The following is a 26,303-nucleotide window of genomic DNA, read 5'->3' on the forward strand; positions in this document are numbered from 1 at the left end:
GAGCGAGAGCAAGGGGAAGAAACGTCGCTTACGCTGACCGCAAGATGTTCGTGGTAATACCACGACACCTTGGCAAGGGAGACGTTCCCGCTTCGCTGGCACTCTCCCGTTGCATCCCTCTAGCCGGTGGCGCTTTCCGGCATCGAGCCAATCAGCACCATCGGGGAGCCTTCGACGCTCCCCAAACCCCATCGACCAATGGGCGTGCCTGACCCCTTGGAACCCAGCCGCCTCCGGCGCGGCAATGGGGCGTTCCTGCTCCCCTCGACCCCATGACCATAAGGGCTTTCAGCGCCCCTCTGGACACCCTCGACCTACCCTGCGCGGATTGGATGCCGTTAGGGTTTTCTCCCCCCGCCCTGTGGATAGCTCGACCGCCGCCGACTCTTTGAGATGACACGAAAGAGCGGCAGCTTTAGTGATCTATCAGGGGGCAGGCAGCGGTTGATCCGTCGCCATCCGCGCACATCAGCATTTGACGTAAACAGGAATCCGAGCGCGTATGAACGCAGTCGAAATTGAAGAAGCCGTAACCGCCCTCGCGGACGCCCCTTTCGACCGCGACGAGTTTCCCTTCGCGTTCCTTCAGGCGTTCGGGAACAAGGAAACCACGCTCAAGAAATTGCGCTCGGGCGCGTCGAACAAGTCGGACGTTGGCGGCGTTCTCCAGACCAGCAATATTCACATTGCGACCACCGACACGGGCGGCGTGACGGCGAAGCTCGACGCGCTCCGGGCCAGCCCCGCCACGACACGCGCCAAAGCCAAGTTCATTCTGGCGACTGACGGCGAGACGTTCGAGGCGGAGGATTTGACGAGCGGCGAAACCGTCGCCTGTGCCTTCGCCGAGTTCCCGGACCATTTCGGCTTCTTTCTGCCGCTGGCCGGGATCACCACCGTCAAACAGGTGCGCGAAAGTTCGTTCGACATTCGGGCGACGGGTCGCCTCAACAAGCTTTACGTCGAGCTACTGAAAGACAATCCTGATTGGGGGACTGCCGACCGGCGACCGGACATGAATCATTTCATGGCCCGGCTGATCTTCTGCTTTTTTGCGGAAGATACGGACATATTCAACGGCACTGGCCTGTTTACCGCCACCGTCGATCAGATGAGCGAGCGGGACTCGTCCAACACCCATCAGGTGATCGGCGAGATTTTCCGCGCTATGAATACCGCGATCAAGGACCGCACCAGTGCGGCGCTTCCTCGCTGGGCCGACGTGTTTCCCTATGTCAACGGCGGGCTGTTTTCCGGCAGCCTCGACGTGCCGCGTTTTAGCAAAATCGCGCGGAGCTACCTGCTCCACATCGGCAGCCTCGACTGGAAGAAGATCAATCCCGACATTTTCGGTTCGATGATTCAGGCCGTCGCCGATGACGAAGAGCGCGGGGCTTTGGGGATGCACTACACCAGCGTCCCGAATATCCTGAAAGTCCTGAATCCCCTCTTTCTGGACGATCTGCGCGACCATCTGGCCGAGGCAGACGATAACCCGCGCAAGCTCCTCAATCTCCGTAATCGGATGGCCCGCATCCGAGTTTTCGATCCGGCCTGCGGCTCCGGTAATTTCCTCGTTATCGCCTACAAGGAAATGCGGGCCATCGAGGCCGAAATCAACAAACGACGCGGCGAGGAAAGCCGCACGTCGGACATTCCGCTCACCAACTTCCGAGGCATCGAGCTTCGCGACTTCCCGGCAGAAGTGGCGCGGCTCGCCCTCATCATTGCCGAGTTCCAGTGCGACGTTCTCTATCGCGGCGAGCAGCTCGCCTTGAACGAATTTCTACCTCTCAACGCTGAAAACTGGATCACTTGTGGCAACGCGCTCCGGCTGGATTGGCTGAGTATCTGCCCGCCAACCGGGACCGGTGTTAAACTAGTTGGCGATGATCTGTTTCAAACTCCGCTGGATCAAGCCCAGATCGACTTCGAGAACGAAGGAGGTGAGACTTATATCTGTGGCAACCCGCCATACAAGGGAACGAAGAATCAAACTTCTGCGGAAAAGGATGATCTAAAAACCCTATTCGGGCGCTTTACGCCGCGAAGCGGAACGCTTGATTATGTCGCAGGCTGGTTCATTAAAGCAGCACTATATTCCAACTCTACAAGGGCCGATTTTGCCTTTGTGACTACAAATTCCATCTGCCAAGGCGGTCAAGTTCCTGTCCTTTGGCCTATAATATTTAGACTCGGATGTGAGATAAAATTTGCCTATCAGTCATTTAAGTGGCGCAATCTGGCAAGTCAAAATGCGGTAGTTACTGTTATAATTGTCGGATGTTCTCGAGAGCCCGGCGGAAACCGGCGTTTGTTCCACGTCGATTCTCTTCAGAAAGATATCGAAAGAAATACCAATCTCATTGGACCTTATCTCATTCCCGGCACAAAAGTCATTGTCGACGGGCGGACTGTCCCACTTTCGGAACTCACTCCAATGCAGCTTGGAAATGCGCCGTATGACGGAGGACACCTAATTCTGGCAGGTGATGAAGCCAGCCGCATTGGACTTAGCCATGCCGACCAAGAAAAATGGCTGCGCGATCTCTGGGGGTCGACGGAAGTCATAAACGGAAATGCGAGGAAGTGCATCTGGATAGAAGATAAGTCACTGCCTGAAGCCACTGCAAATCCGATTATTCGCGCTCGCATCGAAGCTGTAAGAGAGATGCGAATGGGCAGTAGCGATGCAGGAACGCGCGCGATGTCGATCAGGCCTCATCAGTTTCGGGAAATGTATGAAGGGAAGCAAAATACGATAATTATTCCCATACGCAGCTCGGAATTTAGGCCTTATCTCCCGGTAGACTTGTTTGGTCCAAAATGCTGCGTAACTAATTTAGCCTATGCGATTTACGATGGCCCTTTGATGAATCTGGCCATAATTGCATCAAGAATTCACTTGGTATGGATTGGATCAGTTTGTGGTCGTATGAAGACTGACTTTAGTTATTCAAACAAAATGGGGTGGCATACGTTTCCTGTCCCGAATCTTACTGAGAAGAATAAATTTGACCTCACCCGCTGTGCACAAGACATCCTGTTAGCGCGGGAAGCACATTTCCCGGCGACCATAGCCGACCTCTACGAGGTCAAGGACGGCGAAAGCAAAATGCCCGCCGATCTGCGCGAAGCGCATGAGCGTAACGACGAGGTGCTGGAGCGCATCTATATCGGGCGCCGGTTCCGGAACGACACTGAGAGGCTGGAAAAACTGTTCGATCTTTACACAAGAATGACCGCATCGGCGGGTGCAACGAAAAAACAAAAGGCGGGGGCAGCAGCATGACCATCGACAAGAAAACAGTTCCCTCGGTTTCGGTTTCCTATGCTCGCACTGGCAACGCGACGAAGGCGAACGCCCTTGGCATGAGGCCGATGCAGGAACGCGCGTTTGAAAAGCGTGGCGAGCAATATCTGCTCATCAAATCACCGCCCGCGTCGGGCAAGAGCCGCGCTCTGATGTTCGTTGCTCTCGACAAGCTCGCCAATCAGGGCTTGAAGCAGGCGATCATTGTCGTGCCGGAAAAATCCATCGGCTCCAGCTTCAACGACGAACCGCTCACCAAGTTCGGATTTTGGGCGGACTGGATTGTGACCCCCAAATGGAATCTCTGCAACGCTCCCGGAGAGGACGGCGGCAAGGTCAATTCGGTCGGCGCTTTCCTCAAGAGCGATGACAAGGTGCTGGTTTGCACCCATGCGACATTCCGCTTCGCCGTGGACAAGTTCGGCGTCGAAGCCTTCGACGATCGCCTGATTGCCGTGGACGAGTTTCACCACGTCTCCGCCAATCCCGACAACAAGCTCGGCGCTCATCTGGGCCAGTTCATTGCCCGCGATAAGGTGCATATCGTCGCCATGACCGGGAGCTATTTCCGGGGCGACGCCGAGGCCGTTCTGGCCCCGACCGACGAAGCGAAATTCGATACCGTCACCTACACTTATTACGAGCAACTCAATGGCTATGAGTATCTGAAAGCGCTCGACATCGGCTATTTCTTCTACTCCGGCTCCTACACCGACGACATTCTGGCCGTTCTCGATCCCGCCGAAAAAACCATCGTCCACATCCCCAACGTCAATTCGCGCGAGAGCACGAAGGACAAGATCAGGGAGGTGGAACATATCATCGAGGAATTAGGCGACTGGCAGGGTATCGACCCCGCTACGGGATTCCAGTTGGTCAAGATGGGCGATGGCCGGGTCCTGCGCATCGCCGATCTGGTCGATGACGACCCGACCAAGCGGGATCGTGTTTCCGCTTCGCTCAAGGATCCCGCTCAAAAGAACAATCGCGATCATGTGGACATCATCATCGCGCTCGGCATGGCCAAAGAGGGTTTCGACTGGATTTGGTGCGAACATGCGCTGACCGTCGGTTATCGCGCCAGCCTGACCGAAATCGTGCAGATCATCGGTCGCGCCACCCGCGACGCGCCGGGGAAAGTTCGCGCCCGCTTCACCAATCTCATTGCTGAACCGGATGCCGCTGAATCCGCCGTGACCGAGGCGGTCAACGACACGCTCAAAGCCATCGCCGCCAGCCTTTTGATGGAACAAGTGCTGGCCCCGCGTTTCAACTTCACGCCGAAGAATCCGCAGAGCGGTCCCGCGCCCGGCTTTGACTATGGCGAGGATGGCTACCAACCCGACAGATGTAATGTCGGTTTCAATGAACAGACCGGCCAGTTCCAGATCGAGATTAAGGGTCTTGTCGAACCCAAAAGCCCCGAAGCTGCCCGCATCTGCAAAGAGGATTTGAACGAGGTGATCGCCAGCTTCGTTCAGGATAAGCCCAGCATCGAACGCGGCTTGTTTGACGAAGAATTGATCCCCGAGGAACTAACGCAGCTTCGCCTCGGCAAGATCATCAAGGACAAATACCCGGAGCTGGACGAGGAAGATCAGGAAGCGGTACGCCAACATGCCATCGCGGCGCTCAATCTCACCCAGCAAGCGGCTCGGATCGCCGCCGGCGACGATAAGGAGCCGAGCGCCAATACCGCGCTAATCGACGGGGTGCGTAAATTCGCAATGGACGTGCGCGAGTTGGATATTGACCTGATCGACCGGATCAATCCGTTTCAGGAGGCTTACGCCATCCTCGCCAAGACCATGAGCGAGGAAAGCCTGAAACAGGTCGCAGCCGCTATCTCCGCCAAGCGCACAAGCCTTTCGCCCGAAGAAGCCAAACAGCTCGCTGTTCGCGCAGTCCAGTTCCGGAAGGAACGCGGACGCTTGCCGTCGATCACATCAGCCGACGCTTGGGAAAAGCGCATGGCCGAAGGTGCTGCCGCGTTCGTTCGCTTCAAGGATGATGGTCGCTATGAGTGATATCGACCTCGACGAACTCCGCGCCGAACTCGGCGATTTCGCGCAACCGGAAAAGAAAGGTGGTCGCACCGCCCGCGAAGAACGTATCATCGCCGGGTTTGAGGAAATCCAGCGTTTCGTCGATCAGCATGGCGGCGCTCCGCAGCATGGCGAAGAGCGCGACATATTCGAGCGGATTTACGCCGTGCGGCTTGACCGCCTTCGCGCCCTCGAAGAGTGCCGTTCCCTCCTCGCGCCTTTAGATCGTCAGGGCTTGTTGTCTGGCGCGGAGAGTGTCGCGCCCATGCCTACCGCTGACGAGATGGATGATGACGAATTGCTGGCCGAACTGGAAGGCGCAGCAGGAACATCGGACATCACAACGCTTCGCCACGTTCGCACCGCCGCCGAAAAACGCGCCGCCGAGGAAATCGCTAACCGCGAGAAATGCGAGGATTTCGAGCAATTTCAGCCACTGATAGAGCAAGCGAAGCGCGAACTTAAAGATGGCATCCGCTCGACACGCGTGATCGACAACAACGAGAATAGCCTCGCCGAGATCAAACCCGGCGCATTTTTCATCGTCGGCGGCCAGTTTGCGTATGTCGCCAGCGAGAGCGAAACCTTCACCACACAGTATGAACGCAATGACCGACGCGTTCGTACAATCTACGACAACGCCACCGAGGCGACGGTTCTTGCGCGCTCGTTCCAGAAGTCGCTTTATCGCGACACGTCCGCCCGGCGGATTTCGGACCCCGAGGCGGGGCCGCTGTTTGTCCGAGAAGAGCGTTCGCCCTTCACTGGGCAGACTGAGGAAGATGACCTCGCCAGCGGCACGATTTACGTCCTTCGAAGTAAATCGGACAATCCGACCGTCGCCGCTCACCGCGACATTCTGCACAAGATCGGCGTCACAGGCGGCGACGTGAACAAGCGCGTTGCCAACGCCAGGCTGGACCCGACATTCCTGCTCGCGGATGTGGAAGTCGTTGCCACCTATACGCTTTTCAACGTCAATCGCGTGAAGCTTGAAAACGTGATCCATCGTATTTTCGCGCCTGCGCAGCTCAACATCGAGATCAAGGACCGCTTCGGCAATCCGGTCGTGCCCCGCGAATGGTTCCTCGTTCCCCGCTTCGTGATCGACGATGCCGTGGAGAAGATCAAAGACGGGACGATCACGGGATACATCTATGATGTGCAATCGGCGCGGCTGACACCAAGGGGGACTTCATGACCTTTTTCGCGATCAGGGGAAGTCGACAGCTAACATCCGAAGAGTTCTTGGCGCACCTTGCCCTTGCGATCCGGCTTGAAAATGTCGGTGTTTTGCTTGGGGCAGGAGCTTCTAAAGGCGTCGGCGGCATGGTGATGGGCGATGTCTGGACGCTCCTAGAGAATGAATATGGCGATCAGGTTCAATTCCTTCGGGACAATAATTTTCTTTCGGATGGTGAGCTGGGCAACGTCGAATTATTGCTCGATAAGCTGGAAATCGCCTGTCTGGATGGCGAACGGGTTGGCGCTGACCTTACCCAGCTAAAGGCGGCGCGGCACACTCTGCGAAAGGCTGTGCTGCGAGCGGCGATCCTTGACGAAAAGCTATGGTCAGAACCGGATCAGGCAATTTTGCACTCCAAGCTATCGAGCCACATTAGGCTGGTGTCACGACTCGCCGGGAACCGTCAGCCGGGTCAGGCAGCGCCTTGGGCGTTTACCACCAATTACGACCTTGCGCTGGAATGGTCTGCAGAGGCGCTTGGCCTGCATTGCGTCAACGGGTTTTCGGGAACACATGACCGGGCCTTTCGCCCAAGTAGCTTTGACCTTGGCCTTCGTAATGTGCAAGCACGCGGCGAGGCGCGTTTCGGCACATACAATCTCTATCTTGGGAAGCTTCACGGCTCAATTTCATGGACGGCGAGCAAATCGGGCAGTGTGTGCGAACTGCCCTGCGCCACAGTAAAGCCGCTGGTGGATCAATTTATCTCGTCGGATGAACCGGATGATTGGCCCGGATTCATGATTTTCCCCGGCGCATCGAAATTTGTCCAGACGACCGCCTTTGTTTACGGTGAGGTTATCCGCCGCTTCACCGAATTTCTCTCGCGTCCGAACGCGTGCCTCATCGTCAACGGCTATGGATTCACGGACGACCATATCAATCGCCTTGTCGTTTCGGCACTACAGAATCCTACACTGCAACTTATCATCTATCTTCCTGAAGTTGACCGCTTGGGCATATATGACTCGCTCGCCGCAACAGGCGACGCGATCAAGCCCAACGAGCAGCTGGAACGCCTGCTGTTGGCGCAACTTCCACAGGTGACAGTGCGCGGCTTCGGAGCAGATGGCTTTTTTGACGCATTGGCGAATGATCTGCCTGAACCTGCTATGCTGGATGACGTGTCGGAACGCGCCCGGCAGCTCGAAACACTACTAAAGCAGGCCACGAATATTCAGGTCGCAAAAAAGACCACCGAAACGGCGGAATCAGAGGAGGCGATTGGCGGCGCTGCCGAGTTTGCCCCCGCGCAAAATGACGGCTTCGAGAGCTTGCTGGAATGAGTTCCCGCCGCCCCATAGGATATGTAGTCGAGATCGACGGGCCGCAACTGCTGGTCAACTTGCTCGAGGATTCCAGAGGCCACGTCGCGGGACACCGGGACGGCCTATCGACCGTGGAACAACCCGGCGATTTGGTTGGAATCGATGCCGGGGCTGAAACGATTATCCTTCGGATAATGTCGGTTGCGTTTGCCGAGCCGCGAGAGGTGCACGTCGGGCGTGGACGACCCTCCAATATCCCGCAAGAGCCGCTTCGCCAGCTTCGCGGTCGGGTCGTCGGGTTTCTTGCGAAGCGCGACGGCAAACTGGCCTTTTCGCCGCAAGAATGGCGATTGCCCGTTCTTGGAGCGAGTGTTTATCCGCTTTCCGATATTGAAACGGTTGCAACCATTGGCGCGAGCGGAGTGCCGGACGAACAAATCAGGCTAGGTGCGGATTCGCGCAATCGCGCCGTCGAGGTCAGCGCGAATATAGACCAAGTGTTAGGCCGACACATGGCAATCCTTGGCTCGACGGGACAGGGCAAAACCCATTTTGTCGCCGCCGTGCTGCAACAGCTTGTGCGCTTACCCAAATCGCGCATCATCGTTTTCGACGTAAACGGTGAATATACGCCTGCTTTCGCCAATCTTGGGCAGCGTGCGAAGATCACGCGGCTAGGTGGACCCAATGGCGGCCTTCGGATTCCATATTATGCCCTTGGTCGGCACGGCCTGTCCCGTTTGTTGATACCGAGCGAGAAAGCTCAAATGCCGACATTGCGCTTCGCGATTGAGCATCTTCGTTTCGTTGAAGCGGACGCGCATGGAGCGAAGCTGGTAGGCGGTCAGGGTAATGTCCTGTTCGATGACTGCCACAGTGGCAACGCCGCGCACGCCAATCAGGCGATGGCTGCTCTAAGAGCAGGAACATCGCCCGCCGCCAATGTTTGGCCCCACATGCGCGCGTTGTCTTGCCTTGCCACTGAATGGTATGTCCTGAAGCCAAATAATCAAGGCTGGACCCGCGATACGTTCCAATACGGTCATATCCAATCAATGATTAATCGCATACGCGGCTTGATCGAAGACCCGCAATTTACTTCCATTGTTGAAATCGCGGGCGGCGCGGGATTAGCCAATCCCCTGAGTATGTCGGATGAATGCGCCGCGCTCGTTCGGGAAGTTTTTGGACCGCCCGCTTTCGGCCAAAACGACTGGTCCGTTCACATTGTTGACCTCAGCCGCCTAGCGCAAGACCTAATGCCGTTTGTCTTGGGATCGCTTCTTGAGATGTTTGCTGCCGAGATATTCAAGCGTGGCCCGGGCAACACGCACCCAACTATGCTGGCCTTGGAGGAAGCCCACCACTATCTGCGTCAGCTACCGGGCGAGTCAGATAGCGGGCAACAGGCACTTGCCTATGAACGACTGGCAAAAGAGGGGCGCAAGTTTGGTTTGTCTTTGCTAATCAGTACGCAACGCCCGTCTGAGGTTTCGCCGACCGTGTTGTCGCAATGCGGCACTTGGGCCGTATTCCGCCTTAACAACGAGGCAGATCAACGCGCCGTCGCGTCGGCGGCAGAAACCGCAGGCGTCAATGTTTCACGTCAGCTTGCCGGATTAGGGAGAGGCGAGGCAATTATTTTTGGTGCTGCTTTGCCGGTCCCTACGAGGTTGTCAGTTTCCCGTCCAAACCCCGAGCCGGATTCAAAAGACCCGCCCTTCTTGCAGCAGTGGTCGAATTAGCCCGCTGGTGGACGCCCCCGTTGTCGGTCGCGGAAAAGGGAGCCGTTAGGCTCCCTAATCTTGAGGCTTAGCGCTTGATCGCTTGAATCAGCACGGTTGCGACAATCAGTAATGTGACTGTGGTCATGGGCCTGTCTCCTACGGTGAGAGCCCGTCGCACCAAACGGGTAAGACTTGGATTGGTCATACCGTCTATTTATCATTTCGCTGATTTTGACTGCGCCGCGCCACCCGGCGACCGTGGCGCGGCGCTGGCGAAAGTGGTTAGCGCTTGGGGTCACGTCTGCCGATTTCAGCGCGGATCAACGCGAGAAGCGACTGCGCCGAAGCGAGGTTCGATCCGGTAACGGCGAGACCGTTGCTCGCTTCCTGAAAGAGCGCCGCAAGCTGCGCATCGGTTTTCTTCGCCAGATCGTCTTTGGTTACCTTGAACATGGATTCCTCCTTTTGTCGCGCCGCCCCCGATGGGCTGCGTTGAGGAGGCCGGAATCCCGAACGTGAAGGATGTGCATTGCCCGCCAATCGCAACGTACGTGGAGAAGGCCAAAGCGCCTTGCACCGGAATCGTTCACGGTCGCGGATAGAACAGATCAAAAGCAGCCCGTCGGGGCCACGACGACAGCAGGAAAACAGGGAAAGCCAAAACGACCGGCAAACCGGCGAAAGATTTGAAGCTCTGAAATGGAGAAAGACGGCCTAACGCCCAAGTTCGAGGCCGCGTGATGCCGCGCTCCGCTCGCGTCCGCGCTCCGAACCATCGCGGGTCAGTTCACCCTCTCGTGTCATGCGACGATAGCGGGCAGCGTTCTGATAGAGGCCAAGCATTTGGCGGGCATGGCGTTCGCGGGTTTGTTCGATTTCCCGCTGGAGGCTCTGGCGATCCTTCATCTGCGCGGCGATAAGATCATGCCGCTGCACCCGGTCGCGCTCTATGCCGAACGCGGCTTCCATTTCGTTCCGCTTGCGCGTCTTGAAATACCGACCCGTCAGAATGTCCCACGCTCCGGCCACGCCTTTGCGGAGACGGCCCGAGCGTTCCGCTTGTTCGGATACATGCCGCTCGCGCTGTTTATCGGCGAGCGTCTTTCTCTCTTGGCTGTGCTGTTCCTTCATCATCTCTTTCCGCTCGGTGAGCGGCTTCATCGCATTATGCGCGATGCGCTTGGCCTCATTGATGTAGCGCGTCAGGCGCGGCGCGACCGTCTCGCCGATATGGCGCATCGTATCGCCGACGCTGCGAAACTCTTTCGGATCGCCCAGCTTCGCCGTGACTTCTTTTGATTTGAGGCCCGCCATGCGGGCGACGGCGAACACGTCGCCGTCGATGGTGAGCGCGACATGGCCGCGCCGGTCGCCCTGCGCCAGAAACAGGCCGCGTTCTTCAAGCGCCCGCGCAAAGGCCGGGCCGTTATCAGACATTGCCCATGCTTGCTGGATCGCGCCTTTCACTTCGCGGGGATCAACCCCGGCCCGCTTCGCCTGCTGCCATTCGTCGAGCGTGAAATTACGCGGATCGCGCAAGCGTGAATCCCGAAATCCATCCGGCATGGCCCAGCCGTTTTCGAGATAGAGTTCCTTGGCGATGCCGTTGAGCGCCCGTTTGAAATATGGCAGCGGCCTCGCCGTCATCGAGTCGGCGTCAATGCGCGACCAGACCGCGTGTGCATGACGGCGACCTTCTTTCTCATGGAACACAATCATGCGAGGCTGGCCTTCAAGGCCCAGCCGCTTTTCTATCGTGTCGCAGGCTCGCTCGAACACTTCCGCCCGCACTGACTCGTCGGCGGGCGGGTTGAGCGACACCGAGAACAGGTATTTGGTGCACTTCGTCCCCCGCGAGAGCGCATAGGCTTCTTTCATTGCGCCCATCACATCGTCGGCAACGAAGCCCCGGACTTCGTGAATCTCGACATGCTCGTTTTCTTCCGTCTTGAGAAGGTGGAGCCCGAGTTGCTTGCCGCCGCTGCGCTGCGAACCCTTGAGGATCATGGCTCGACCCCGAGGTTCAGGGCTTCAATCAGCGTACGGCGCATCTCGCGCACCGCCTCAGCGGCTTCGTTCAAAGCCGCTTCCGTATCTGGCGTGACCGGCAGGCTTCCCGTGTTTGCCGACTTAGCCAGTTGGTTCAGATTGGCGGAAAGCCGGGACTGGCCCAGCTTGCCGAGCAGTTTAGCGAGCGCCTGATGATCCTTGACCGGATTTTTGCCCCGGCGGCGCGGCGGCTTAGTATCGTCATTGAACAGGCGGTCAAGAATATAGGCTCCGAGCGGTATGTCGCCCGCCTCTTTTTCCAGACGGGCGCGTTGCTCGAAGGTGAGCCGGAGCGAAAACGGGGATGGGCGCTTCTTTCCCATAGCGCCCCGTCAGCCCGTCTTGCGCCTCCGCACGACGGCCCGGATGGCGTCGCGCGGGGCGCTTCCATCCTTGCTTTCATTCAACGGCTTGAGGTTGCCCCGACCGAGGCTGCTATCCCGAAGAACGTCATTCCAGTTCTTCAAAATATCAGTAAGATGGTTCGAACCTGCACCCAGCAGGTCCGCCAGTTCCTGCACCTCAGTGATCAAGCCCAGTCCCGTTTGCGGCAGATCGCGTGCGACACGGCCGACTTTACGGCTTAACCCATTGTAATAATGGCGGCTTATGCGCACTCCACACAAACTCAACGTCAACCCGTTGGAGAGACTTGCGAAGCGGGGATCCATTCCGACGGCGGGCTTCTATTTGCGCGTCCGCAACTCTGGCACTCGGTCGCCCTTCAAGCGCGCCCGCCGTATATCTTCGCTCTCTCTGAAACCTATCATTGGCACGTGCTTGATCAGGCGCGTGGAAGCCCCGGCATAGCCGACATTCACTGCTCGAATGGTCGCTGAAACCTGCCCTTTGTTCATTAGACGTTTCCTAAAACTCGGGACCGATGTTGCGACACCATTTTAATGGAACGTATCGGCTGACGTGTTGCATGCGCTGTTGGCCCTTGTCCTACGAGCGACGCGCGACACCCCAAGCGTTTTGCAAATATCCAATCTATTCCGGCACCACCTCGATCGTCACATTGTCCAATTGCCCATTGAAGGCGAAGGGGGCCGTGAAGCTGCCGTCCAGCGTGTCGAAGCTGCGCCCGATGGCGCCGCCGCCGCGAATGATGGCGGGAATGGTCCGCGTGATCGGACCCTGGCCGACGGCGACGCCATCCACGTGCAGCACCGCATCGCCGGGCTTGCCCTGCCCATTGTCGGTCACCGCAACCGAGATGCGGTGTTTGCCGGCGGGAAGGGCAGGGCCCTGCAGGCGCAGAATGTCGCCGGGCGAATCCGAGGCCTTGTAGAGGAAGGTCGGTCGGCCGCCTGTCATGTAGAGGCTCCAGCCGCCATAACGGCTGCCGTTCATGACCAGCGTGCCCTCGGCGCGTATGCCATTCGCAAGGGCGATATCAGCCTCTGCCCGCCAGGAGCGGCCGGCCAGATCCGGGAAGCCGGGGCCGGTGATCGGCCGTGACGTGGGCTGGTAGGTGAAGCGTGTCTCCCCGGCCAGCAGCGTAGGGCGATTGCGGCTCGACCAGCGTGCGAAGGAGCGGTTGTCGAGCGGCAGAATGTCCCCGCTCTTGGCGTCCGCCCAGAACTGGTCGATCATCGATTTCAGCCGCGCCGGCTCTTGCGCCGCCAGATTGCGCGACTGGGAAAAGTCCTCGGAGAGATTATAGAGCTCCCAGCCATTGTCGGTGGGCAGGCCGCCGGGGCCGGCGAAATCCCACGGTGCGCGGGTCGGGGTGCTGCTCAGGAACCAGCCGTCGCGGTACAGGCCGGCATTGCCTTGCAGTTCGAAAATCTGCTCGTGGCGGCGGTCCGGCGCATCGGCCTGAACGAAACTATAGGCCATGCTGATGCCATCGAGCGGCATCTGCGTCACACCATCCACCTGCTCGGGCGGCGTGATGCCCACCGCCTCATAGATGGTCGGGACGATGTCCGCGACATGGTGGAATTGCGTGCGCACTTCGCCGTGCGCTTTGATCCGCGCAGGCCAGGACACCACCAGGCCGTTGCGCGTGCCACCGAGATGAGAGGCAACCTGCTTGGTCCACTGGAACGGGGCGTTCATCGCCCAGGCCCAGCCGACGGGGTAATTATTATAGAGTTCCGGGCCGCCCAGCTTGTCGATCTGGCCGAGCATTGTCTGGAGATCGGGGCGCATCCCGTTGATCGCCGCGATGTCATTAGTCGATCCGTTCAGGCCGCCTTCGCCGCTCCCGCCATTGTCGCCCTGAATGTAGATGACGAGCGTGTTTTCAAGCTGGCCGGACGCCCGCAGCGTCTCGATGACCCGGCCGATCTGGTGATCCGCATAAGAGAGGGCGCCCGCGTAGGTCTCCATCATCCGGGCGTAGAGCCGCCGCTCGTCCGGGCCGAGCGTGTCCCAGGCGGGAATGGAGGCGGGGCGCGGCGTCAGCTTGGTGCCGGCCGGGACGACGCCGGCCGCGATCTGCCGCGCCAGAATCTGCTCGCGCATCTTGTCCCAGCCCTGATCGAACTGGCCCTTGAACCGCGCGATCCAATCGGCCGGGGCATGATGGGGGCTGTGCGAGGTGCCCGGTGCATAGAGCATGAAGAAGGGCCGACCCGGTGCCGAAATCCCCTGCATGCGGATCCATTCGATCGCGTGATCGGCCATGTCGCGCTCAAGATGATAGCCCGGCGGAAAATTTCCGCGGGCGAGCGGAAGCTGGTTCTCGAACAGGGAGGGGTTCCACAGGCTGGTCGCGCCGCCCATGAAGCCATAGAAATAGTCGAAGCCCAGCCCGTTGGGCCAGCGGTCGAAGGGACCGGCGGCACTCTGTTCCCATTCCGGGGTATTGTGGTTCTTGCCGAACCACGCCGTGCCGTAGCCATGCTGGCGCAGCACCTCGCCGACCGTCGCCGCGCTCTTGGGCAGGATCGTCGTGTAACCGGGATAGCCCGTGCCCATTTCGGTAATGGCGCCAAAGCCGACGCGATGCGGATTGCGGCCGGTCAGCAGCGAGGCCCGGGTCGGCGCGCAGAGCGCCGTCGTATGGAAGCGGTTGTAGCGCAGCCCATCCTGGGCGAGTGCTTCGAAGGTCGGTGTCGGCACCGGGCCGCCGAACGGGGTGGTGGCGCCGAAGCCGACATCGTCGGTGATGATGACCAGAACGTTCGGCGCGCCGGCAGGCGGCTTGGGCAGCGGCGCATATTTGGGCGGATCGGACTGCGCGAGCGTGCGGCCGATCTTGCCTTCAAAGCGCTGTTCCGGCGTTGGCAGGATCGCGCCAGCCGTCTGGGCCGGTGCGGATCGCACCTCTGCTTGTCCAGCTCCTGCAGACTGCGCATGCACCAGCGCCGCGCTGCTCGCGCAGATGAAGGTGAGGCAGGACGTCGAAATGAGTCGGCTCATAATCATGTCGTGCATCCCTCAGTTCGCTGACGCCGTTCCGCCTCACATATAATCACAGGCCCGTCATCAGCACGGCTATGGCAGCGACGTCCAGCAGGTTGTTTTCACACTGTAGGACGTAGGTGATCGTTCACTACTCGTCACCAGCAAGCCTGTCGTTGGAAAGCAGCATGTGCCTTCGCCTTGGTTGCGGTCGTGCGGTCTGCGTTGCCCGCGTTCCGAAAGCCGCCATTCGCTCAGGTCGATTGGCATCAGTTCCGGGCCGGTCTGGCTGGCTCAGTTGGCGGGGCGGTAGTGGCCCCGGGGGGAGCGCACTCGTCGGGCCCGATTAGTCAAGGGCGCCCAAAGGATGAAAAGTTGGCAAGCGTCCCTCTGGTTTTATAAAGCGCGTCGCAGAGGGTGTAAGAAACACAGCGATAGACCAATGCGATTATGGCGCGATGGCGTGCAGCACGCCTGCCAGCCGCTCCAGTTGCTCTTCCTCAGCGATCCGCTCCTTGAGCAGCCAGCGCCCGTCTTTAGGGACCAGCCCGGTCGGGACCTTCCTGCGTCGCCCGCGCGGGGTCAGCGCGATTGCTGCAGGTCCTGCGTCGACCCTCTCTATCTGGGCCAATCGAGCGAGCAGCCTGATCCGCGCGACCGCAAGAAGTCGCTCAGCAGCATCCGGGAGCGAGCCGAACCGATCGATGAGCTCTTCTTGTAAGGCTTCGAGTTCTCCTTCGTCGCTCGCCCTGGCGATCCGCACATAGAGACCCAAACGAATGTCGACGTCGGGAATCCAGTCCTCGGGCAACGCGCCGGCCGTTCCAACATTCACCTCCGCGAGCCAAAGCCCGTCATCCTCGCCGCGTGCGGCCTTCAACGCCGCCTCAAATAAATGCTGGTAAAGGTCGACGCCCATGAGCTTCATATGCCCCGCCTGAACATCGCTTAACAGATCGCCGGCGCCGCGCTGATCAAGGTCTGCTGCACTTATCTCGAATCCCGCGCCAAGTCGGTCGTAAGTCGCAAGCGTTCGCAGGCGCTTCATCGTCTGCTCGGCAATCGTCCCACCCTCGGTGAACAGCATGACCTGTCCCCGCCTATTGCCCCGGCCGACCCGTCCGCGCAGTTGATGAAGCTGGGCGAGGCCGAAACGGTCGGCGTGCCAAACGAGCATGGTATTGGCGCGCGGCACGTCCAGACCCGCCTCGATAATATTCGTTGCGAGGAGCACATCGCCCTCGCCATTGGCGAAACGGACCATAGCCGCGTCAATCTCCGCCGCCGGCAGCTTGCCATGCGCCTCAATCAGCACAAGATCGGGCGTGATGCGCCGCAATCGCTCCGAGAGGGGCGCGAGATCCTCGATCCGTGGCACGACGACGAAGCTTTGCCCGCCCCGCGAGCACTCGCGTAGCAACGCCGTTCTGATCTGCGTGTCGTTCGGCTCGGCAAGGCTGGTGCGGATCGGCTGGCGGCGCGCTGGCGGCGTTGCGATGACGGAAATCTGCTGAAGTCCGATCATCGCCCGATGGAGTGTTCGCGGGATCGGGGTTGCGCTCATCGCGAGCAAATGAATGTCGGCCCGGCCGCGCAGCTTCGCCTTGTCAGCTGCACCAAAACGCTGCTCCTCATCTATGACAACGAGACCCAGCTTCGCATAGCGCACGTCCTTCGCCATTACCGCGCTCGTTCCGATGACGATGTCGATCGATCCGTCCGCCAAGCCCGCCTTGACGACCTTTTTCTCTGCCGCACTCGAAAGGCGGGATAGGCTAGCGACTTTGACTCCCAGCCCTGCGAAGCGGCGTTCGAACGTTTCGAGGTGCTGGCGCACAAGCACGGTAGTCGGCGCTGCCACCACGACTTGATGCCCGGCAAGGGCAGCCAATGCCGCAGCCCGGAGGGCAACTTCGGTCTTTCCATAGCCTACATCGCCAATGATCAGTCGGTCCATTGGACGACCGCTGGCAAGATCATCGCGCACGGCTGCGATGGCCCGCGCCTGATCAGCCGTCTCATTGAACGCGAAGGTCGCAACGAAGCGCTCATAGGCAGCCACCTCCGGCTCCAGTGAAGGGGCTTTTGTATTCATGCGCTGTTGCGCCAGCTTCAAAAGCGCCTTTGCGCTCGCCGCGACGGTCTCGTCGATCTCGCCACGCCGCTTTGCCCAGCTCGTGCCATCAAGCTTGTCGAGCTTTACTGCGTCCGCATCGGCGCCATAGCGCCAGATACGCCCCGCCTCTCCGGCAGGCACCAGTCGGCGGGTACCGCCGGCATATTCCAAAATGATCGCTTCCGATCCGCCCTCGGCTGGCGCAGCATTGAGCCCGAGGACTCGCGCGACGCCATGGTCTTCATGGACGACCACATCGCCCACGCGAATATCGCCGCCTGCGCGCGCAATTTCTGACGATGCCGTCTCCGGGGCCTCGTTCAGCAACGCCCGGCTGCCCAAGAGATCGGCGGCCGCCAGCATGATCAATCCGTCTCCGACAGCGCCCGCGTCGATCGGCGCAATTAAAGCGCCACCGCTCGACTTTGGACACGCGAGAACGGAACCGAGATCGGCCACGTCCCGCAATTCGAGACCCAATTTGCGCGCGATGCGAGACCGCAGGAATCGGACATCCCGCTCGCTTCCAACGAGCAGTAATCGGTCGCCGGAATCAAGTCGCGGCTTCACAAACCGGACCATCGCGTTGAGTGGTGCGCGTTGCTCAGCGAAACGGGGGAGTGCTTCGATTTGAGCATCGGTAATCTCACTTGTGTTCCAGCCTTCTTCGCCCGCCCTCCACTCACCTTCCGCCACGGCGTCCGCCGGCTGTTCGCCCCCTGTCTCAGCTGCCAGTCGAGCAAATCGACGACGGCGCTGGTCGGCTTTTCCACTTTGAAACAGGCGCCCCGGCCGAAGATGAGCGAAAACGCTGCAACGCCGACCATCCGTTGGCTCCAGCGCGCGGCCGATCTCCAGCGCTTCGCAATCTCCAGTGCTAAGCTGGGTCGCCGGGTCGTAATGCCGGATGCTGGCGATCTGCCCATCAGAAATCTCGATGCGAGCGGGCGCACCGGCATCCGCCGGATAGATATCAATGACTTCACCCCGCACCGCGATCTCGCCCGGTTCGTCTACGCGGTCGTCACTGACATAGCCAACCGCGTTCATGTCCTGCGCAAACCCCGCAGGATCGATCTTGTCGCCCTCCCTCAGCGTAGGCGGCGCGGCGTCAAAGGCGGATGGATCCGGATAAAGCCTTGCCGCCGCTTCGCCGCTCATTACCACAGCGATGGGCTTGACGCCGCCCGCCTGCATGGAGCGCCTGAGCATGCGCAGCGCGGCAACACGCTGCCCAATGTTCGCAGGTGAAGCAGGAGCACTGTCGCCGGGCAGTGTGTCACTTGATGGTAAGAAGATGACAACGTTCTCGGGCGCTAGCTTGCCGAGGGCGGCGGCCAGCGCCTCCGCTTCCTGTTCATCATCGGCGAGATAGAGAACGTCCTCGGCTTGCAGCGCTTTCCATAGTGTCAGGGCCCGTACACCCACTCCATGCCCGCCGCTCATTTCGCGTTCTCTCCGGCAAGATCGACCGCAGTTCGCGGCCCGATATTGGCAGCGGCCATCGTAGCGGCGATCATAGTGGCCGCGGCCGCAATCCGGCCTGCAAAGTCTTCCAGGGTCTGCTCCTGCACTGGACGATAGGAAGCCTGAAACGCGCACGTTCGCCCCTGGTCGCAGGGTCGCGAGCAAATTTAGTCTGATTTATGTTGATTGTCCTGATCGGAACTTCCGACGTTGGTCAACGATGCGCCGCCTTCGCTGCATCAGCCCCTAGCTTGTCAATGTTGAGACTGCCCCCCTGATCCATCGACCGGCAGATTTGCGTCCCCGCAAGTAAACGCGTCCTTAGCGGCGGTTGCACTCGGCTCAACGAGCATTTCCGCGGGTGAGCGACGTGCGTTGGGCCGCTGGAACCTTCCTTAGACCAAGCTGGAACGACTCTCATGCCAAAGGATTTCGTGGATATGCCATTGGCGGGATTCATGATGTGGCGCAGATGAAGCGCGTCGGTCCAGAGGTCTTCATAGGCTTGGGCGGCCGCCGACGGGATGCTGCCGGACATGCGGGTGCTCGGCGGTGAAGATCGCGACCTACAATGTGAACGGCGTCAACGGCCGGCTGCCTGTCCTCCTCCGTTGGCTGGAAGAAGCTGAACCCGATGTCGTCGTGCTCCAGGAGTTGAAGGCGCCGCAGGAGCGCTTTCCCGAAGGCGCCATCCGCGATCTTGGTTATAATGTCATCTGGCACGGCCAGAAATCCTGGAACGGCGTCGCGATGCTGAGCCGCGTCGGAGAAATTCACGAGACCCGGCGAGGGCTTCCCGACGACCCGGACCCGAGCCAAAGCCGATACATCGAGGCGGCGGTCAACGGTATCCTGATTGGCGGGCTTTATCTCCCGAATGGCAATCCCCGACCTGGCCCCAAATTCGACTATAAGCTGCGCTGGTTCGAGCGGCTGATCGATCACGCTGCCGGGTTGCTCGAAACCGGGCTGCCAGTAATGCTTGCTGGTGACTTCAATGTCATGCCCACCGATCTGGACGTCTATAAGCCCGAGCGCTGGCTCGACGACGCCCTGTTCGCGCCTGAGGTGAAGGCGGCCTATTTCCGGTTGCTGGACCAAGGTTGGACAGATGCGCTTCGCACGCTTCATCCCGGCGAAGTCATCTACACCTTCTGGGATTATTTCCGGAACGCCTACGGCCGAAATGCAGGCCTTAGAATAGACCATCTGCTGCTCAGCCCGGCCCTCGCCAGCCGACTGGTCGATGCTCACGTTGACGCCCATGTGCGTAGCTGGGAAAAAACGAGCGACCATGCGCCAGTTTGGATCGAACTTGCCGATAAGCCCAAACGCAAAAGAACCCCGAAAGCTATGTCATGATGGAGACTGAAAGCTTCCTCCTGGGCAAAAACGGCTGGGTGCCGAACAACGATCGGTTGCCCGTAATCGTCTATCGCGGCGTATTGCAGGGCGGTAACTCGGATTTGGCCGAACGGTTCGAAGCGCTGTTCGCGGAGAACGGCTGGTTGCCCGACTGGCGTGACGGTGTGTTCGACTATCATCATTATCATTCGACCACGCATGAAGCGCTCGGCGTGTTTGCCGGAAGGGCGATGCTCGAACTCGGCGGACCCGATGGCCGGCAGGTCGAAGTCGTGGCGGGCGATGCGGTGATGTTGCCCGTCGGCACCGGCCACCGCTGCGTCGCGTCCAGCGAAGATTTTCAGGTTGTTGGCGCGTACCCGAAAGGGTTGAGCTGGGACATCTGCCGGGAAGGGCCCGACGATGCCGCCGAGGCCCGAATGGCCGCTGTGCCTGAACCCCGTCGCGATCCCGTGACTGGCGAAACGGGCGCGCGGATCGGGGCATAAGAAGGTCAGTCGCGAGACAGCTCTGCTTTCAGTGCGTCGATCCGCGTCGTCCCCTTCGCTTAGGTCAGGTCTTCGGGCGGAAGTTTCGTCCCGATTTCCTCGCTCTTTTCGACGAGTTGAATGAGTTCGGCAGGCTTCAACTCTCGCACCAACTGATCGAACGTGCATTGCGCGGGCGCTTTGTCAGGGCGCCAGCGGTGGAAGCGGGTGCCGTGGCGGAACCGGCCTGCGGTGATCTGATCATAGATGACCTCGGCGATCAGCCCATGATCGAGCGCAATATAATCACCGCTCTTGTCGGGATTCCAGCGGCTGGGTCCGCCGGGCGCCTTTCCGGTAAACCCCGGTCCGCCTTCATGTGGCTTGAGTGTTTTGATCAGGGCCTTGCGCTCGGTGGCGGGGAAACCCGAGCTAAATCCGACAAGATCGAGATGACCAGTCTCAGTATAGAGCCCAAGGAGCAGTGAGGCGACATCGCCCTTGGCAGTCTTGCGATATCCGCCAACCACGCAATCGGCCGTGCGCAATTGCTTCACCTTCCGCATCGCGCGTTCCCCTGGTCGATAGGGCTCGTCGAGCGACTTGGCGATCACGCCATCAAGGGCGCCGCCGGTTTCGGCTAGCCAGGTTTTTGCTTGCTCCAGCGATTCTGAGGCCGGCGACAGGATCAGTGATGAATTGGCTATCGAGCTGTATAGCGCCTCAAGCGCGCCCCGTCGTTCCGCCAGCGGCTTGTCGCGAAGGTTGCTGCTGCCGATTGCCAGCGCGTCGAACAGGATAAGCTGCGCGGGTGTCTCCCTCGAGAGCTTGGCGATGCGCGAGGCAGCGGGATGGAGGCGGGCCTGAAGCGCATCGAAGGAGAGATGATCGCCAATCGGGATCACCAGTTCGCCGTCAAGGAGCAGGTGCTTCTCAGGAAGGTTGCGAATATGTGCAATCATTTCCGGAAAGTAGCGGCCGAGCGGCTTGCCCGATTTGGACCATATCTCGATATTGTCGCCCTCGCGCGCAGCGATCGCGCGAAAGCCATCCCATTTGGGTTCATACTGCCAGCCGGGTGACTCGGGCAGTTCCTCGACCAAAACCGCTTCCATGGGCGCAAGCGGAGCCTTGCTGTCGTCAGTATGGGTTGATTTCGAGCGAGCCATGCCAGGATAACCCCTGGCGGGGAGAGCGGTTGCCCGGGCTGGCAGTCCATTCAGTCGGCAGACCGGCGTACCTTTCAGCATATGCGGTGTTACGAGCCATGTGCCGATTGAGATGGGCCGCTCCATCGTTCCATCGCACGGGACCCCGCCACCGAGCGCTCTCTTGGCTATGTCCACGGCCTTAGCGGAGGGTGGGGCAGGGGGCATTGGTCGTGATAGCGTTGTTCAAATGTCGATGGGCGGTTGCTGAAAGCTGTCATCGATTCAGACCTAAGCGGCCATACGGGCATCCAACTCTGAATGGCGTAAGTTGGTCAGGAGCGGACAGGGTAATCCGGTGCGGGGCGCAGTGCAGGCTAAGCAGATGCCGTTGGCGCCAATGGGCATCCCGACTTCCGGCTGGTCGTGCTGCTGCCTGCGGAAGGCGACGCTTAGGCGGACCAGCTAGTGAAAAAACGGACAGCTCGCTATTCGTTGGCGCCGTCAGGTCAATCTCGCAGCTTGTAATGTCATCTCTGAAGGCGGCAGTTGCGCGAACACTTTCCCATCGCTCGCTGCCAGGTTCGATTCCCGGCCAGCCGGTTTGCTGGCGCACGACGGGATCGGGTTGGAGGACTTTCAGGGTCCCTCCAGCGGACAATCTCGTCGGGCAAGGCTTCGTTGTCCTCGCCGCGAAATTGTTGCGGGGCGGCCTTTATGGGGGCGGGAAGCAATGCTCGCGCGTGCTTCCCTTGCTCGGCGACACGAAGCGCATGATCGCGGTTGGTCGCATCCTTTAATCGGCGTCTTAAAGAGGCGTCGCGCGTGGCGGCCGTGAAGGATCTTGTCCTTGGTCAAAGCCTTATGGACACAAAAATTTCGGCGTACACCCTCCGCCTTTAAAAATGAGCGCAGTACCGATGTCGCGCGTCTCTCGGCTCCGTCGTTCCCGATTTCGGCCTGTACTTGCGTTCGCTGCGATCGGGAGATGGTCAGTTCGATGGCTCTCTGCTCCCCTTTTATTCCAAGTGATCTCCGCAGGCCTGTGCGCAACATCAGCGGCCGTCGCACCGCGTCTCTTGCGCTCTCAACCTTGCAGCGCCACGCGGACCGCCGCCAGATCGCGGGCGAACAAAGTCTGTTCCCGCGTTTGCGCCTCGCCGCTCAGGCGCAGCAGATAGCTGGGATGGGCGCTCAGCCAGAGCTGGCTGCCGTCCGCGAGCTGATAGGGTTGGCCACGCTCCTTGGCGATGCTGGGTGTTCGGCCCAGCAGGGCGCGTCCTGCGCTCGCGCCTAAGGCTAGCACGATTGTTGGCTGAACGATCCGTCTTTCGGCATCGAGCCACCAGCGGCAATAGTCGATCTCCCCGGCGGTCGGGTTCTGGTGGAGACGACGCTTGCCGCGTTGCTCGAATTTGAAATGTTTGACGGCGTTGGTCAGCCGGATCTCGGGACGATCGAACCCAGCCGTCTCAAGATGCCCGTCGAGCAACTGCCCCGCCGGGCCGACAAAAGGCCGGCCCTGCTGCTCTTCGAAATCGCCCGGCTGCTCGCCCACGATCATCAGCCGCGCGTTGCCGGGCCCTTCGCCGGCGACGGCGCGCGTGCCGTTGCAGCCGATCGGGCAGGCCGTGCAGGTTGAGATGCCCTCGGCAATCTCGCCGAGGGACGTCGGGGGCGGGCGCTGGAAGGGATCGGCGCCCTGATCGACCATCTGAGCCTCGCGAGCCTGCGCGCCGGCAATCAGTGCGGGGATCAACGCGGCTTCCGGCAGGTTCTTCCAGTAGCGTCGAGGCATTTCCTTCACCATCATCGCCACCTTGAGCCGCGCTGGGTTGAAGATGGAGGCATAATAACGCTGCCAAAGCCCTTCGATCTCGTCTTCGCCGGGGGCATCCCGGGAGTCAGCGCCCGGCCCCTCCGCAAGCAGGGTGCCATCCCAGTGAAGGCTGAGATCGGGCGTCAGGATGGACCAGCGCTGGCTCGCGAACCGATTGAGGAAAAACGGGGCATTGGCGCGCACGATCGCGTGATCCGGCTCGAACCAGGCCACGTAGCGGTCCGTTCCGTCGGGATCGTGGGCCAGCCGGAACCGCACGAACGCACGCATCTTGTGAATGTCGCGGCGTACCTGCCGCTCCAACTGCGTCAGGGCGTGCACATCAGCATCGCTCGTCTTTTCAAGCAGGTGCGGGTCGCTTTGCAGGCGCCACAGCAGGCGATAGAGCAGCGCCAACCGTGTATCCGAGCTGTGCAGGATCACCTTGCGGGCCAACTCGATGAAGCGCTTGTTGGCCGTGACCGGGCGGGGTGATGGAGCCGGCTCGGGCGTGTCTTTGGACGCGAACAAATCCCGCGCGCTGTCCGATGCCGCTGCCCAGCGGATATGCTCCGGACTGACGCCCCGCAAGACCAGGGCGCGGGCCAGCTCACGCCATGTGTCGAAATCATGGGCGTCCTCCAGCTCGGCATTGAACAGCGCCGGCTGATCTTGGAGCGGGGCCGGCCTCACCCGAACAGTTCCATCTGGCGAGGCGGCGGAGCCAGTCGGGCGCGCAGGTTTGCCGTGTCGATCAACCCAGTCGGGCGCCAGTCGGCCGTGACGATAAACGGCCGCAATTTGGTGACCGTGCGGGTGAGCCGGGCAAGATCATCCAGCCGCAGGCGATGATGGCGGCGGGCTTGCAAGATGGCAGCCACCGCCCGCGTGCCCAGTCCTGGCACGCGCAACAGCTTCTCGCGCGATGCCAGATTGATGTCGACCGGAAAATCCTGCCGGTGCCGCAAGGCCCAAGCCAATTTAGGATCGATGTCGAGCGCCAGCATGCCGTCATCGTCGGTCGCGGTCTGCACCTCGCTGGTCGAAAATCCGTAGAAGCGGATCAGCCAGTCGGACTGATAAAGCCGATGCTCGCGCATCAGTGGTGGTCGCTTGAGCGGCAGGACGGCGCTGGCATCGGGGATCGGGCTAAAGGCGGAGTAATAGACACGGCGCAGGCGATGGCGGTCGTATAATTCGCTGGCCCGGCCGATGATCTGCGTGTCGCTGGCGCCGTCCGCGCCGACGATCATCTGGGTAGATTGGCCGGCGGGCGCGAACATCGGCGCATGTTTGAAGCGTTTGCGCGCATCCTTCGCCTCGACCATGGCCGAACCGAGCCGCGCCATCGCGCCTTCGATCTGCCCGCCATTCTTGTCCGGCGCCAGATCGCTCAGGCCGCGCTCGGTCGGCAGTTCGACATTGATCGAGACGCGGTCCGCCCACAGGCCCGCTTGCTCGACCAGCGCGCGATCAGCCTCGGGAATGGTCTTGAGGTGGATATAGCCCTTGAAGCCATGATCCTCCCGCAAGGCACGGGCGACCTCAATCAGCTGCTCCATCGTATGGTCGGCGGACTTGATGATGCCCGAGGAGAGGAACAGGCCCTCAATATAATTGCGCCGGTAGAAGTTGAGCGTCAGCTCGACCACTTCCTGTGCCGTGAAGCGCGCGCGCCGCACATTCGAGCTCTTGCGATTGACGCAATAATGGCAGTCGAAAATGCAATGATTGGTGAGCAGGATCTTGAGCAGCGAGATGCAGCGCCCGTCCGGCGCATAGGCATGGCAGATGCCCATGCCTTCGGTCGAGCCGATCCCCTTGCCGTCGCGACTGTTGCGCTTAGCCGTGCCGGACGATGCGCAGGAGGCATCATATTTGGCGGCGTCGGCAAGGATCGCCAAGCGGTCCGTGATCGTCTCCTGTTTCATTTGTTCTTTATATGTTCTTGCGGCTGGGTCGGCAAGCACCGCGCAGGCCAACGTGGCTCGGTTCGTCTGAAAATTGCACTGCCATGTGCCTTGCGCTATGCGCTGGGGAAGAGCCCCGGTGTCCGCTGATCCTCGCTGATTCGCGCCGCCGGGGCCTTGATTTTTACAACTGATGAGTAGGCACCCGCACATGTCCCGTCGTCGCCAGATTTATGAGGGCAAGGCGAAGATCCTTTATGAAGGTCCCGAGCCCGGCACGCTGATCCAGTATTTCAAGGACGATGCGACCGCCTTCAATGCGCAGAAGAAGGGGACGATCTCCGGCAAGGGCGTTCTGAACAACCGGATTTCCGAGCATGTCTTCACGCTGCTCGCGAACATTGGCGTGCCCACCCACTTCATCAAGCGGCTGAACATGCGCGAGCAGCTCATCCGTCAGGTGGAGATCGTGCCGATCGAGGTCGTGGTGCGCAATGTCGCCGCCGGTTCGCTCTCCACCCGGCTCGGCATCGAGGAGGGCACGCAGCTCCCCCGCACGCTCATCGAATATTATTACAAGGACGATGCGCTCGGCGACCCGCTGATTACCGAAGAGCATATCGCTTGCTTCGGCTGGGCGAGCCAGGAAGAGATGCACGACATCGCCGACATGGCAATCCGCGTGAACGACTTCATGAGCGGCTTATTCGCCGGCATCGGCATCCGTCTGGTCGACTTCAAGCTGGAGTTCGGCCGCATCTGGGATGGCGATTTCTCGCGGATCATCCTGGCCGACGAGATCAGCCCCGATGGCTGCCGGCTGTGGGATATGGCCACCAACGAGAAGCTGGACAAGGACCGCTTCCGCCGCGATCTGGGGGGTGAGGTCGAGGCCTATCAGGAAGTCGCGCGCCGCCTTGGCCTGCTGCCCGAGGGCCTTGAGAACGACGTTCTCGATCTGGAGAGCCACCGCAAGAAGCGCGGCAAGTAAGAGGATTGGGCCGGG

General features: G+C 60.2%; 17 protein-coding genes. 8 read left to right on the forward strand and 9 right to left on the reverse strand.

What is annotated here, in order from left to right:
• Positions 1–502: 502 nt before the first annotated feature.
• The 5 genes from M2334_RS05255 to herA are packed head-to-tail and all read left to right on the forward strand — an operon-like array spanning position 503 to position 9,617.
• Complete coding sequence (locus tag M2334_RS05255) at positions 503–3,292, forward strand: class I SAM-dependent DNA methyltransferase (RefSeq protein ID WP_264604934.1); 2,790 nt, start codon at positions 503–505, stop codon at positions 3,290–3,292.
• Positions 3,289–5,340, forward strand: coding sequence for a DEAD/DEAH box helicase (locus M2334_RS05260; protein WP_264604935.1), 2,052 nt, complete (start codon positions 3,289–3,291; stop codon positions 5,338–5,340). The genes M2334_RS05255 and M2334_RS05260 overlap by 4 nt, the downstream gene beginning before the upstream one ends.
• The gene (locus M2334_RS05265) at positions 5,333–6,559 is read left to right on the forward strand and encodes a GIY-YIG nuclease family protein (RefSeq protein ID WP_264604936.1); all 1,227 of its coding nucleotides are present in this window, start codon (positions 5,333–5,335) and stop codon (positions 6,557–6,559) included. Before M2334_RS05260 ends, M2334_RS05265 begins: the two co-directional genes overlap by 8 nt.
• The gene (locus M2334_RS05270; protein WP_264604937.1) at positions 6,556–7,890 is read left to right on the forward strand and encodes an SIR2 family anti-phage-associated protein; all 1,335 of its coding nucleotides are present in this window, start codon (positions 6,556–6,558) and stop codon (positions 7,888–7,890) included. Before M2334_RS05265 ends, M2334_RS05270 begins: the two co-directional genes overlap by 4 nt.
• Complete coding sequence (herA, locus tag M2334_RS05275) at positions 7,887–9,617, forward strand: anti-phage-associated helicase HerA (RefSeq protein WP_264604938.1); 1,731 nt, start codon at positions 7,887–7,889, stop codon at positions 9,615–9,617. The genes M2334_RS05270 and herA overlap by 4 nt, the downstream gene beginning before the upstream one ends.
• A gap of 264 nt (positions 9,618–9,881) precedes the next feature.
• On the opposite strand, the gene M2334_RS05280 is transcribed toward herA, so the two are convergent.
• The 6 genes from M2334_RS05280 to M2334_RS05305 all read right to left on the reverse strand — a co-directional run bounded on the left by M2334_RS05280 (position 9,882) and on the right by M2334_RS05305 (position 18,567).
• Positions 9,882–10,052, reverse strand: a complete 171-nt coding sequence (locus M2334_RS05280) for a hypothetical protein (RefSeq protein ID WP_264604939.1) — start codon at positions 10,050–10,052, stop codon at positions 9,882–9,884.
• A 261-nt stretch (positions 10,053–10,313) separates the two neighbouring features.
• Positions 10,314–11,606 (reverse strand): relaxase/mobilization nuclease domain-containing protein, encoded by a 1,293-nt coding sequence (locus M2334_RS05285; protein ID WP_264604940.1) that lies wholly within the window; start codon positions 11,604–11,606, stop codon positions 10,314–10,316.
• Positions 11,603–11,971: a hypothetical protein gene (locus M2334_RS05290; RefSeq protein WP_264604941.1), complete on the reverse strand. Its 369-nt coding sequence runs from the start codon at positions 11,969–11,971 to the stop codon at positions 11,603–11,605. The genes M2334_RS05285 and M2334_RS05290 overlap by 4 nt, the downstream gene beginning before the upstream one ends.
• A 9-nt stretch (positions 11,972–11,980) precedes the next feature.
• Positions 11,981–12,319: a hypothetical protein gene (locus M2334_RS05295; protein ID WP_264604942.1), complete on the reverse strand. Its 339-nt coding sequence runs from the start codon at positions 12,317–12,319 to the stop codon at positions 11,981–11,983.
• 322 nt (positions 12,320–12,641) lie between these two features.
• A complete protein-coding gene (locus tag M2334_RS05300; protein ID WP_264604943.1) occupies positions 12,642–15,023 on the reverse strand; it encodes an arylsulfatase in 2,382 nt (793 codons plus the stop codon).
• Positions 15,024–15,453: 430 nt separating this feature from the next.
• Entirely contained in the window at positions 15,454–18,567 is a 3,114-nt protein-coding gene (locus M2334_RS05305; protein WP_264594083.1) for a TRCF domain-containing protein, read from the reverse strand.
• A 573-nt stretch (positions 18,568–19,140) separates the two neighbouring features.
• On the opposite strand from M2334_RS05305, the gene xth reads away from it, so the two are divergent.
• Both xth and M2334_RS05315 read left to right on the forward strand, forming a co-directional pair.
• Complete coding sequence (xth, locus tag M2334_RS05310; RefSeq protein ID WP_264604944.1) at positions 19,141–19,950, forward strand: exodeoxyribonuclease III; 810 nt, start codon at positions 19,141–19,143, stop codon at positions 19,948–19,950.
• A complete protein-coding gene (locus M2334_RS05315; RefSeq protein ID WP_264594085.1) occupies positions 19,947–20,441 on the forward strand; it encodes a cupin in 495 nt (164 codons plus the stop codon). The genes xth and M2334_RS05315 overlap by 4 nt, the downstream gene beginning before the upstream one ends.
• A gap of 59 nt (positions 20,442–20,500) precedes the next feature.
• On the opposite strand, the gene M2334_RS05320 is transcribed toward M2334_RS05315, so the two are convergent.
• The 3 genes from M2334_RS05320 to M2334_RS05330 form a co-directional block, all read right to left on the reverse strand.
• Positions 20,501–21,589, reverse strand: a complete 1,089-nt coding sequence (locus tag M2334_RS05320; RefSeq protein ID WP_264606037.1) for an ATP-dependent DNA ligase — start codon at positions 21,587–21,589, stop codon at positions 20,501–20,503.
• Between the two features lie 1,066 nt (positions 21,590–22,655).
• On the reverse strand, positions 22,656–24,080 hold the full coding sequence (locus M2334_RS05325) for a UdgX family uracil-DNA binding protein (RefSeq protein ID WP_413716431.1): 1,425 nt from the start codon (positions 24,078–24,080) through the stop codon (positions 22,656–22,658).
• Positions 24,077–25,318 carry a putative DNA modification/repair radical SAM protein gene (locus M2334_RS05330; RefSeq protein ID WP_264604945.1) on the reverse strand — a complete coding sequence of 414 codons (1,242 nt, stop codon included), beginning with the start codon at positions 25,316–25,318 and terminating at the stop codon, positions 24,077–24,079. Before M2334_RS05330 ends, M2334_RS05325 begins: the two co-directional genes overlap by 4 nt.
• A 190-nt stretch (positions 25,319–25,508) precedes the next feature.
• On the opposite strand from M2334_RS05330, the gene purC reads away from it, so the two are divergent.
• Positions 25,509–26,288 (forward strand): phosphoribosylaminoimidazolesuccinocarboxamide synthase, encoded by a 780-nt coding sequence (gene purC, locus M2334_RS05335; RefSeq protein WP_181560284.1) that lies wholly within the window; start codon positions 25,509–25,511, stop codon positions 26,286–26,288.
• The last annotated feature ends 15 nt before the right edge of the window (positions 26,289–26,303 follow it).

The sequence above is a fragment of the Sphingobium sp. B11D3D genome, assembly GCF_025961755.1.
GTDB lineage: Bacteria > Pseudomonadota > Alphaproteobacteria > Sphingomonadales > Sphingomonadaceae > Sphingobium.